The sequence below is a fragment of the Chryseobacterium fluminis genome, assembly GCF_026314945.1.
Classification (GTDB): Bacteria; Bacteroidota; Bacteroidia; order Flavobacteriales; family Weeksellaceae; genus Chryseobacterium; species Chryseobacterium fluminis.
This window is the reverse complement of the sequence record NZ_CP111121.1, coordinates 247,075-258,162: the sequence shown is the minus strand read 5'-3', so window position 1 is coordinate 258,162 and position 11,088 is coordinate 247,075. Positions and strand designations below refer to the sequence as shown.

The 11,088-nt window shown below is 37.9% G+C and carries 10 protein-coding genes; 2 read left to right on the top strand and 8 right to left on the bottom strand.

The features are described from left to right. Positions 1 to 7 precede the first annotated feature (7 nt). From ODZ84_RS01135 to ODZ84_RS01110, 6 genes are all read right to left on the bottom strand, one after another. Positions 8 to 2,878 (bottom strand): hypothetical protein, encoded by a 2,871-nt coding sequence (locus ODZ84_RS01135; RefSeq protein ID WP_266175186.1) that lies wholly within the window; start codon positions 2,876 to 2,878, stop codon positions 8 to 10. A 5-nt stretch (positions 2,879 to 2,883) separates the two neighbouring features. Further along, positions 2,884 to 3,384 (bottom strand): T9SS type A sorting domain-containing protein, encoded by a 501-nt coding sequence (locus ODZ84_RS01130; protein WP_266175185.1) that lies wholly within the window; start codon positions 3,382 to 3,384, stop codon positions 2,884 to 2,886. A 14-nt stretch (positions 3,385 to 3,398) separates the two neighbouring features. Then, complete coding sequence (locus tag ODZ84_RS01125; protein ID WP_266175184.1) at positions 3,399 to 4,442, bottom strand: hypothetical protein; 1,044 nt, start codon at positions 4,440 to 4,442, stop codon at positions 3,399 to 3,401. A gap of 477 nt (positions 4,443 to 4,919) precedes the next feature. Continuing rightward, on the bottom strand, positions 4,920 to 5,318 hold the full coding sequence (locus tag ODZ84_RS01120) for a helix-turn-helix transcriptional regulator (RefSeq protein ID WP_266175183.1): 399 nt from the start codon (positions 5,316 to 5,318) through the stop codon (positions 4,920 to 4,922). A 206-nt stretch (positions 5,319 to 5,524) separates the two neighbouring features. Next, positions 5,525 to 6,049, bottom strand: coding sequence for a GNAT family N-acetyltransferase (locus ODZ84_RS01115; RefSeq protein ID WP_266175182.1), 525 nt, complete (start codon positions 6,047 to 6,049; stop codon positions 5,525 to 5,527). A gap of 56 nt (positions 6,050 to 6,105) precedes the next feature. Beyond that, the gene (locus ODZ84_RS01110) at positions 6,106 to 6,684 is read right to left on the bottom strand and encodes a Crp/Fnr family transcriptional regulator (RefSeq protein ID WP_266175181.1); all 579 of its coding nucleotides are present in this window, start codon (positions 6,682 to 6,684) and stop codon (positions 6,106 to 6,108) included. Between the two features lie 90 nt (positions 6,685 to 6,774). Here ODZ84_RS01110 and ODZ84_RS01105 point away from each other — a divergent pair, with 90 nt between their 5' ends. Next, a complete protein-coding gene (locus ODZ84_RS01105; RefSeq protein ID WP_266175180.1) occupies positions 6,775 to 7,464 on the top strand; it encodes an HAD family hydrolase in 690 nt (229 codons plus the stop codon). Positions 7,465 to 7,500: 36 nt separating this feature from the next. Here the strand turns inward: ODZ84_RS01105 and ODZ84_RS01100 are convergent, their stop codons facing one another. Continuing rightward, positions 7,501 to 9,903 (bottom strand): alpha/beta hydrolase family protein, encoded by a 2,403-nt coding sequence (locus ODZ84_RS01100; protein WP_266175179.1) that lies wholly within the window; start codon positions 9,901 to 9,903, stop codon positions 7,501 to 7,503. Between the two features lie 459 nt (positions 9,904 to 10,362). Between ODZ84_RS01100 and ODZ84_RS01095 the strand changes: the two genes are divergently transcribed. Beyond that, positions 10,363 to 10,530: a hypothetical protein gene (locus ODZ84_RS01095; protein ID WP_266175178.1), complete on the top strand. Its 168-nt coding sequence runs from the start codon at positions 10,363 to 10,365 to the stop codon at positions 10,528 to 10,530. 90 nt (positions 10,531 to 10,620) lie between these two features. Here ODZ84_RS01095 and ODZ84_RS01090 read toward each other — a convergent pair whose 3' ends face one another. After that, entirely contained in the window at positions 10,621 to 11,049 is a 429-nt protein-coding gene (locus ODZ84_RS01090; RefSeq protein ID WP_266175177.1) for a DoxX family protein, read from the bottom strand. Positions 11,050 to 11,088 lie beyond the last annotated feature (39 nt).

Genomic DNA, 11,088 nt, shown 5'->3' with positions numbered 1-11,088 from the left:
GCTTATTTTAAAAGTTCTTTTTTACATTATAACGATAATCTTTTATAATATTTCCATTCACATCCACCACCGATTTTAATTTGTTATTATCATCATATTTATAAATTTCTCTAATACCGCTTGGTGGTGTTACAGAGGTAATACCTACCAATGTATCATATGTATAAGTAGTAATCTGATATTTTTTTAAAGACGAGTTTGTCCTGAAGGCATCTAAAGCATTAATAAAAGTCTTTTCAGAAGCTTCATCCTTATCGAGATCTGATTTCGTAACAATATCTGACACCATAGAACTAATATCGTTAATAGTGGCGCCCTGGATTTTAGCAATAGGGAGAGATTGATTGTATCCATAAATAATCGTTACAGGATTGCCTGCTGTTCCATCAGGATTCTCTGTATATTGTATAAGATTCCCGTTGGTATCATAAACATCATAGCGAACAGAGGTCTTTGTAGAGTTATCTAATGGGTTTATTACTGTTTGTGATAATGGTCTTGGCGGATTCGTACTGAAAATGGTCTCTGATTTTCGGACGGTTTTACCATTATACTTGCTTTCCGTCTCCAATGGAATATTAAGCATATTTGCATTGAGAAGCACTGCATTATTCTTTTCAAAAGCATATTTGATTGCTTGCTCCTTTATCGTATGGTCAGCATTTATGATTTTTAATGAAGACAATCTAAAATTATGAGGATTAAAGAGGCTCTCTGTACTACTTTCAACAAAATTTTGTGTTCCCGCTTCATATAGCCTTTCAACAATCTTTTCTCTTTGGGTCCACGCCGGTTTTGTTTTATATATTAAATCAATCTTATATTCGGGAGAGTCGGGAACATTTTCAAATGTATAATCAAAAGTTTTGGAGGCTACAATCTGATTATAAACATTGTACACCTCCTTTTTCTCAAGCACTCCATTTTTTATAAGGCTGTAAAAAGGCGTGAACTTTAACTCCTGGTCGCTAATCCAATCATATGGGAGCTTGAAATAATACTTTGTATATCCGCTATTTGACTCTTTAACTTTAACATTTTTATAGAGTATCACGGCAGGATGATAGGTTTTTACGTCACCATTATTTTCACTGTAAAACCGAAAACCGGCTGCATTTAAAGGATTATCAAATTCATTATAAGTATATTCTGTTACTTTAGGATTTGTATCATAAATTGCATTATCTTTCACTGTAATTTTCTTGATTCTCACCCCTTTTACTCCAATGATTTCTGCATTTTTATACGGTGGAGGGATTGTTTTGACTTCGAAAAAACTAAAGGCTCCTCTTCCTCCTGTTCCTTTTATATGTAAAGTATAGCTACCTGCATCTAGTGAAGCTGTTTTTACGTTTGGATTAGTTCCGCAATGGGTAACAAAGTCAAGAGTCTTGCCGTTTGCATCCGAAGTTATGGTGTAGTGTAAAAAATTTTCATTTTCGTTTCCCGTGATTGGATCCTGCCCTCCGGGCATTTCCCCATTGGTATACAAATGCTCTACCTCAAATTGTATGTATAATTTTGACCCATTTGCCGTAAAAGGAAAGTCTTTTTGTATATTAGTATCAAAAGATGTTGTTGATTTGCTTTTTATATACTGTCTCATCGGATCAAAAACATCTACCTGCTCCAATATACTTAGCTGATATTGACTATTTTTGTCACTATAAAGCTCATGTGCTTCATAATCATATTCGATGCTTCCTTTCGTTGGAAAAATAATTTTTCCTAAAATTCCATACGTATTAAATGCCGGGTTTCTATTATCCGGTTTATCTGAACATAAATACTCTCCGAATGGCACCTCTGGGTTTGGCCTGTAATCCGTTGTAGAATTTCCGGAATATACAAAGGTGGTTTCTTCAGGATTGGTGGTATTATTGTATGTTTTTTTTATTGCCGTTAATATTCTTTTAAACATATCCACAAAGTAATATTCCTCATTAGCAAATGGCATGTAATTATACTCAAAAGTATTTTTTTCTTTAACCTCGCCATTTTTATTTTTCAGATAAATTGCAGAAATGCTATAGGGATCGTTCATACTATATTGATCCGTTTGTTCTACATAGTTATAGTCTATCGATATGATTCCAAGACTGGTTTCAATAGTCTTTAATTTACACGTAACTGTTTTAATAGTAAATCCTGTAGCTGGCGTCTCTTTTTGATCTTTCCTATAAGTAAGATTACTCAATTCTGTATTATCAGGTTTTGTGAGCTTCGATAGAAAAAAAGCTGACTTGTATTGTGAATGTGAATATGAATTTGTAGCTATACTATTGTCATTAAAATAATATTTATAACCTAATTCATCAGTAAGAGTAAAAGACTTTATAATTAAAGTAGCATTGTTATTCTCCCGGGTAAATTCAATTTTAAAATTATTTGATGACAAGTTTTCAACCTGAAACGTATTATTATCAATATTTCTTTTGAAGCGAAACTTTCCTGTCCCGCCACCCACATTGTAATAGTAGATATCATCAAATGCATTTTTTTTGTAATCTGATGAAGAAGGATTATCATATATTTCATCTAAGTCACCCACAATTTCCCTCGAAATAACTCCTCCTGCAAATAAAGACCACCCTAATCCTGTTTCGCCTGCCGGTTCATAAGAATTTACATTTGCCGGATGATAACCCAAGCCAACTGACATATTTATACGACTGTCTGCTGTTGGAAGATGAGCTAACGGAATAGAAATTTCTGGTACCCCAGATGCAACTGATGTAGGGTTTTTCATATATGTTGACAGGGATGAAATTGATGGAACAGGCTTTTGGAAATCTCCAAAATTAATTCCTTCCTGAGCTTTCATATTATTCAGAATAACAAGAAATGTCAAACCAAAAATTTTTGCAATTTTTCTCATTTGTGTTATTTTTTAATCAATTTAGCATTCGCCGTTTTATCCGTATCCGTTTTTATGACCACCAGGTAAGCGCCCTGAATCAGATTCTGCGTATTGATCTTGGTTACCTTATTCTTGGTTTTCAGACTCTGCAGCTGTCTTCCGCCCATATCATACACTATAATCTCCGCATCCGTGAAATCCATCCCAATCTCTACGTATGCATAGTCCGACACCGGATTCGGGTAGATTTTAATATTCTGCTTTTCGATCAGCTGATCAATCTGCTGATCACCCAGCTTTACAATTTTCCAGTTCTCTTTTCCCAGTTCGTCGGCACTGGTGCCTGCCAGGATAATGGAGCCGTCCCGGTTGAGCTTAATATCAGATAACCGTTCCTCTTTTTTAGAAGACTGACCTTTCACATGCTTTCTCCACTGCTCATTTCCGTTCTCATCCAGATACAGCATCCAGAATTTTTCATCATCAGCCTCTATCCTGCCCTCTGCCTGCGTATAACCTCCCAATAAAATACCTGTCGTTACATCTCTATTCTTTTCTCCTTTCTCTTTTTCTCAATGACACTCATTCCCATCAGCACATCCCTGTTTTTAAAGCTGTAGGACTTCTGCCAGACTTCTTCTCCCCTGTTATTTAAAGAAATCAGCCATACATCCGTTCCTTCCGTGATCCCGACTGATTTATTTCCTGATCTTTCCGATCTTGATTCTCCTCCAACGATATAGCCGCTGGAAGTCAGTGCCAGGGTTCTTAAATGGTCATCTCCTTTTCCTCCGAAGTTCTTTTCCCATTCCACTTTTCCGTCTTTGGAAAGTTTTATGATCCAATAGTCGCCTTCCCCGAAGTTTTCGGTCTTCTTGGAGCCTCCCGCTGCACTTCTTGAGTATATCCCTAGCAGTGCACCATCATCTTTTGTCGGGATCATTTTCTCCACTTCATCCAGTCCTTTCCCTCCTAAAACGATCTGGGACAATTCTTTCCCGTTTTTATCGAGTCTTACTATCAGAACGTCTTTCGATCCGTACCCTTTAGCTGAGTTTTGGACGTTTCCTGCGACGAAAAATCCCAGGTCAGTCGTCTGGATCACCGCTCTCGCCTCTTCATCGGAAGCGGTGCCGATCGTTTTTTGCCACATTTCCTCAGCAAAAGGACTAATTCTGACCAACCATATATCGGATCCTCCTTTAGAGTCTTCTTTTTTATCCAATCCTTTTCCTGAAAATGAAGTTCCCGCCAAAAGAAAACCACCTTCCTGCGTAGCAACTGTTGCCGATAAAAAATCGTGATTCTGTCCCGAGAAATATTTTTCCCAGACTTCTTCGCCTTTTTGGTTGAGTTTAACCAGATGAAATTCATAGCCCTTGTTCTGTTTACCGCCTCCAGACGGTATCTTCGTACTTTGAATGCTGCTTCCCGAAATTAGGTATTGCCCGTCAATGGTGGTGGTAACCTGGCTCAGGAAATCCTGGGTGTTGGATCTGATATCTTTCTGCCAGATTACTTCCTGGGCAGAAAAATTTAAAATAGTGCATAAAAAAAATGCACTCCTGTAGAGTTTTTTCATATTCGTATTGATTAATGATTTATTTTACTGATGATGGTGGATGGATGACGATGCCGCAGAAAGGCATCCCTCTTAAGGTAATTTTCATCGTTATAATTTTTTTTTGTGTTGTTTACATGGTAAATATAATTTTAATTATTGTCCCGGCCAAGAGATTTATGCTTTTTCTGCATGCTAACTTATTGATTTTTATCATGAACGGTAAAAATACTCATACAAAACACCGTCTTCATTTTTTCCTGCCAAAATTTTCACAAACAATAAATATACGACGACAAAAGGTGTCGCATCTTACTGTAATAAATTTAATATCGTAAGTAGAATAGAGAATTCTATAGTTATTGACTTAAAAAGGTGTAGTTTACAAGCAAAGTCGGAAGGACTCTGCCATCGTTTCGAAATAGTATTTAAGTGTATTCTGTAACCACAGTTTATCATCATTTTAAATTCCAAACGTCCGGGAAAAAATAAAACATCCTAATGGGATGTTTCATTTTCAGGAGCCGATTCATTTTCTGACTTCAGGCGTTCATTTTCTGTTTTCAAAAGGTCTATATAATCCTGTAAATGCTTTAAAAGTGACATACTCATATCATTTGTAAAATTATTTACATTGTTTCCGATTACACCGGCTGATCCCGGGCTGTCATTAAATACCGGATGGTCAACAATTATATTCATTTCCTCTTCTTCATAAATATCTTCAAAAGGAACATCTAAAAAATCTGCAATTTTATTCCACTCTGTTTTTGTTATTGACACAGTGCCGGCCTCTTTTCTGCTATAATTAGACACATCAGTCGGAAGTACGTCAGCAATTTGCTGCTGGGTGTAGCCTTTTCGTTTCCTTACCTCTCGTAATTTTACTTTTTGCATGATTCATATTTTGTACAAAAGTGCAAAAAAAAACTATAATATTATAAAAGTTTTATTTTTTTAATTAAATAATACCTGACCCTTAAATACTTTATTTAATTTGCATCCATCGGAATTTTTTTTAAAAAAAATGTAGAAAAAAGCAGGAAATAATTTCCAATTAAATAATAAAATAAATGGATAGGAATAATATTTTTGAAATTATTTTAGCAATTCGCCTTAGATGACTCATTGATTCTCTTCCCTAAAATCACCAGTGTTCTCTCCACACCATCCAGAACAGCTACGTCAGGAAAGACGCCCCAGTCTTCGAAGCCAAAATGTCTGAAAAGCTTCAGGCTGGGTTCGTTATGTAAAAAGATAAATCCTAAGATGGTTTTAACCCCAAATCTCCCCGCGTTATCAATACAGTATTGCAGAACTTTCTTGCCATAGCCTTTTCCGCGGCTGTTTTCATGCATATAAATGCTGAGCTCTACCGTTCCGTTATAGGCAGGTCTTCCATAGAATGATGAAAAGCTTACCCAACCGGCCATATGCTGATCCTGATCCTGAATGATCCAAAGAGGTCTCGTTTCGGCATTATGATCATGAAACCACTGCATCCTGCTTTCAACAGAAATATTTTCGGTATCAGCAGTAACCATTCTCGAGGGAACGGTAGAATTATAAATTTCAACAATTTCCGGTAAATCTTCCAGGGTGGCATTCCTGAATATCAGTTCTTCCATTTTATGACCGTATATTTCTGCAAAGATACAGGAAGATTTATTTTATTTCCCAGGAATTATTCTTCCGAATTGTTTTCTTTTATCTCTTTCAAAGCCCGGTTGAGGCTTCTCACCGTAATTCCCAAATAGGCAGCCATATCTTCTTTTGAAATTTCCATTTCTTTGGACTTCATCTCCAAAAGCTGGGATAAGGTATGCTCTGTCGTATGCAATTGCTGATAAGATGCTCTGCTGGAAGTATTAACGATACGTTCTGCAAATACATCAAGCAGCAGATTATTGAGGGTGATATCACTTTTAATGAGAGACTGAAAATAAGGGATCGTCATGGAATATACAGTAACTTCTGTAATTGCCTCAATACTGCAAAGGCAGGAGACATTCTTAATTACTTCAATCTCCCCTATGATCTCTCCTTTTCCCAAAAATTCTACGATATACTCTTTGTCATTTTCCTCAACAAAAAAGCATTTGGTAATTCCGCTTTTCACGAGCATTATTTTTGTTGATATTTCACCCTGTGTCAATATCTTATCTCCTTTACTATAAGATTTTAAAATGATATTGTCCTTATGCTCCTGATGAGTATACAGTGCTTCTAAGTAATCTAAAAATGGCTGATTGGTTCTTAACATAATTTTATCCGGGACAAATGTCCTTTCGCAGGTTATTATTTATACTGAATTTTGTCGGCAGGAAATTACAAAAACTAAAGTAAACAGAATATGAATAATGCGATAACGACGATTGCTTTTGATGCAGATGATACGCTTTGGATTAACGAGCCGTATTTTCAGGAGGCAGAAAAACAGTTCTGTCTTCTTCTCGAAGACTACCTTCCCTATCATTCTGTATCTCAGGAATTATTTAAAACGGAAATGCAAAACTTACCCCTGTATGGTTATGGCGTAAAAGGCTTTATGCTGTGTATGGTAGAAACCATTTGCCGGATTTCAGGCAATACCGCTCCGTCAGCATTGATTGATAAAACCATCGGGATCGGTCATGAACTGCTCCAGAAACCCATCGAAGTACTGGAGGGTGTCCGTGAAACATTGGAAAGTCTAAAAGGTAAATATCGGTTAATCGTTGCTACCAAAGGTGATTTGCTGGATCAGGAGCGAAAATTAAAAAATTCCGGATTGCAGGAATATTTTCATCATATTGAAATTATGAGTAATAAAAAAGAATCTGACTACAGAAAACTGCTGAAACATCTGGACTGCCGGCCTGAACATTTTCTGATGCTCGGAAATTCCATAAAGTCTGATATTCTTCCGGTCCTGGAAATCGGAGGCTCTGCAGTACACATTCCTTATCATATCACCTGGAGCCATGAGCAGCATAGTCATCATCCGGAACATGACCGTTTCACAAAACTGCAAAGTATGATTGAGATTTTGGATTATTTATAAAAAAACCCGTTCGGAATCCGAACGGGTGGTATGGTATTATTTTTTAAGACACTTTTCCAGGAACTGATCCTGTTCCCAAAGAAGATGGAAAATATTTTCTTTGGCCTGGTATCCGTGGGCTTCTTTAGGAAGAAGAACCATCTTTACCGGAGCCCCGAGGTTTTTCAGTGCCTGGAAATATCTTTCGGTCTGCAGGGTGAAAGTTCCCGGATTATTATCTGCATCACCATGAATCAACAGTAAAGGGGTCTTCATCTTATCGGCGTTCATGAATGGAGACATGGTATTATAAATTTCCGGAACGTCCCAGTAATTTCTCTGCTCACTCTGGAAACCGAATGGCGTAAGTGTCCGGTTATAAGCACCGCTTCTGGCGATTCCACAGGCGTAATCTTTGGAATGTGTTAAAAGGTTCGCGGTCATAAAAGCACCATAGGAATGACCTCCCACAGCAACTTTTTTCCTGTCGATATAGCCCAGCTGATCCAGCGCGTCAATCGCCGCTCTTCCATTGGCTACCAGCTGAGGGATAAAGGTATCATTGGGTTCGGTTTTTCCTTCTCCGATGATCGGGAATGCCGCATCATCCAAAACAGCATATCCTTTTGTCGTCCAGTATACGAAAGATCCGTAATACGGGAAAGTGAAGTCGTTAGGATTCTGGGTATTCTGACCGGCGGTGTTCTTGTCTTTATACTCTGTAGGGTATGCCCAGATTAGCAGAGGAAGCTTTTCTTTCTTCGCTTTTCTGTCATAGTTGGCAGGGAGATAAAGAGTACCCGTTAATGTCACGCCATCATTTCTTTTGTAAGTAATTACTTCTTTATAAACGCCTTTAATGCTTTCGAAAGGATTGGCAAACTGGGTTACGGCTTCTGCTTTGCCGGACTTGATGCTTTTTTTGAAATAGTTCGGATACTGGCTTGCCGACTGCTGCGTCGTTAGGATCTCCCCTTTTGACGGATTTAAGATATCGATAATTTCTTCTTTGGCATTTTTGACATTAGAAGTATAAAGTCTTTTTTTCTTCAGCGATTTCATATCCAACTCATCAATAAACGGATGCTGACCGTCTTTGGTAAAGCCGTCGCCTATAAGGTAGGATTTGCCTCCTTTTATATCAACCACATATCTTCCGTACTGGTTTTTTGCCGTATTGAAGTGTCCCGGATCGCTGTAAACGTCCTGGTAGTTTCTGTCGTCAATGACTTTTGATTCGCCGTTATTGAGGTCTACTAAAAAAGATTTCGTATTTCTCGTGTCATACCATCCTTCTGAAACAATCGCATAATGATCGTTCGTCCAGCTTACGTCTTCATATCTCTGTTTCGTTTTGAAAAAAGATTTCGGAGTACCGGTAAACGGAGCCTCCCATGTAAAAATTTCGTCTCTGAAATCTACTGTTTTCGACTGATCGCCTCCATCTAACGCTTCCGCATATACTAACGTTGCGGGCTGGTCACTTCTCCAGCTCATGGCTCTTTTACCGGTTCGTACAGACGAGAAACCTTTCGGCATGATTTCGTTCAGAGGAACTTCGTTAACTACTTTTATCACATTTCCGTTTACGTCATAAACCGTTGTGGTCATCGGAAATCTGTTAAGAGGAACGATATAGGAGAATGGTTTTTTAATGGTTGTTGCCATCAGATAATTTCCGTCCGGCGAAAAGCTCAGTCCGGAATACAGATCCTGCTCTTTCACCTTTTTAAGGCTTCCGCTTAGATCTACATTATAAATATCTGAGGCGGTAAGAATTTCGAAATTCTTTTCATCCTGCGGATTTTTCAGAAGATCCTGATAGGTTCTGTTCTGGGAAACTTTTCCGTCTGCCGTCGATACAATGGGACCTGTCGGAAGATCTTTACCTGCATCGATGAGGTTAGCTCTGTTTTGAGGAAGGGTTTTAATCAGCAGATGCTGCGAGTCTTTATACCACACATAAGGGCTTCCTAGATTGGCATTCAGGTTATCGCTGGTGATTTTCTTTGCGGTAGCGGTTTCCAGATCTATCACCCAAAGTTCCACTCCTTTGCCGGTGGTATGGGTAAAGGCCATTTTTTTCTCGTCAGGAGAAAATGATGTGTAGGTAATTTTAGGATCAGACGGCAGATTCTTAACCTGGACTTCGGTTTTATCATTCATTTTCCGAACCTTGATATTGTTGGAATATGTCGCTGAACTGGAAATATTCGTTACGGGATTGATTCTTAATCCACCCAGCTTCATTTCCTGCTGGCTGAGATCTTCTAATGTTTTATAGGTCGGACGGTATGTGAAGACAATCCAGTCTTTTTTACTGTTCATTAAAACACTTGGAGGCCTCTGATAATCTGCCAGTTTAAGAATTTCCGCAGATGGCTTCTGATAGGTAATGCTTTCCTGCGCACTGTAGAAGTTCAGAAATGCAAGAAGACATATCGTTAGTTTTATTTTCATTAAATTTCAATTTTCACGAAATTACTGAAAATTAAAGATAAGTCTGCTTAAAGTTTTTACAGAAACGGGAAATTGTTTTTGCAATACGTTGGAGAAGCACATTTTTTATCAAATATTCGAAACTTATAACTTTTATATGAGGCCTGTCTAAAACAGTACGGATGGTCATTATCCGGATGCATAAAGGCTAACTGCTTTTTATTTTTCCAAATAGCAAAAGGGATAACCGTTATCCTAGCCCTGATCGCAGCAATTGTCTGAGCTCATTTTGTGAATTTGTTGCGGGCCGTCTGCGACGGCCCGCAACAAATTCACAAAATAGCGAGTGCGGAGAGCAGGAAAAAGCTCCTGAAAAAAAATAAAAGGTTCTGATCTGAAAAATACCATAAAATAAAACACAATAAGGTGATTTTATGAAATAAACAGTATCTTAGGAACTCCAAATAAAACAAATATTCTATGAAAAATTCAAAAAAATTGCTGAAGAGGAATTTAAAAGCCATCTATGGCGGCAGTGCTCCGCAGTGTCCGAACGGATATAAACCATGCCTGACCGGCATTGATGACAATGAAAATCCAAAATGGGCATGTATACCGGGAAATCTTGTATGCAGCTTTACCTCATAAAAAAGCAGGCCGCAAAATTTTGCGGCCTGCTGTATTTTATATTCTGTCTGATTCATCCGTAGTATAAACGATGCCTGCCTGAGATCATCGCTACCAGTCTGTAGCCCGTTTCCTTTTTGCGATCATCTCATCGACAGAAAATTTTCCTACTCCGAAAGTCATTAAAAGGAGATAAACCGATAAATAAATCATGCTTAATTCTCTTTTTTCAAACGGATCGGCTCCATGTACGACAAAGCCTGCAATAATCATTGTAAAAATCAGAAACCCCAGGGCCACTCTTGAAAACAGTCCTAAAATCAGAAGAATCGAGCAGACAAATTCAGCAATAATAGTAAGAATCAGTGATATCTGCGGGCCCATTCCCAGGAAGTCAAAAAATTCGATCTTACCGCCTTCCAGCAGCATCTGAAGCTTTGGAAAACCGTGAGACAGCATGGCAAATCCTACAAAAACCCTTACTATTAATAAAACAATATCTCTTATTATCGCGCCAGAATTTGAATTTGTGTAATTCATGAAATGGAAAATTTAAATTAAAGTTAATGAAAATCTTTT

Coding starts and splice junctions, on each gene's coding strand:
- ODZ84_RS01095 (WP_266175178.1), top strand. CDS start 10,363: ATGAAAAATTCAAAAAAATTGCTGAAGAGGAATTTAAAAGCCATCTAT.
- ODZ84_RS01125 (WP_266175184.1), bottom strand. CDS start 4,442: ATGAAAAAACTCTACAGGAGTGCATTTTTTTTATGCACTATTTTAAAT.
- ODZ84_RS01090 (WP_266175177.1), bottom strand. CDS start 11,049: ATGAATTACACAAATTCAAATTCTGGCGCGATAATAAGAGATATTGTT.
- ODZ84_RS01115 (WP_266175182.1), bottom strand. CDS start 6,049: ATGGAAGAACTGATATTCAGGAATGCCACCCTGGAAGATTTACCGGAA.
- ODZ84_RS01100 (WP_266175179.1), bottom strand. CDS start 9,903: ATGAAAATAAAACTAACGATATGTCTTCTTGCATTTCTGAACTTCTAC.
- ODZ84_RS01135 (WP_266175186.1), bottom strand. CDS start 2,878: ATGAGAAAAATTGCAAAAATTTTTGGTTTGACATTTCTTGTTATTCTG.
- ODZ84_RS01120 (WP_266175183.1), bottom strand. CDS start 5,318: ATGCAAAAAGTAAAATTACGAGAGGTAAGGAAACGAAAAGGCTACACC.
- ODZ84_RS01105 (WP_266175180.1), top strand. CDS start 6,775: ATGAATAATGCGATAACGACGATTGCTTTTGATGCAGATGATACGCTT.
- ODZ84_RS01110 (WP_266175181.1), bottom strand. CDS start 6,684: ATGTTAAGAACCAATCAGCCATTTTTAGATTACTTAGAAGCACTGTAT.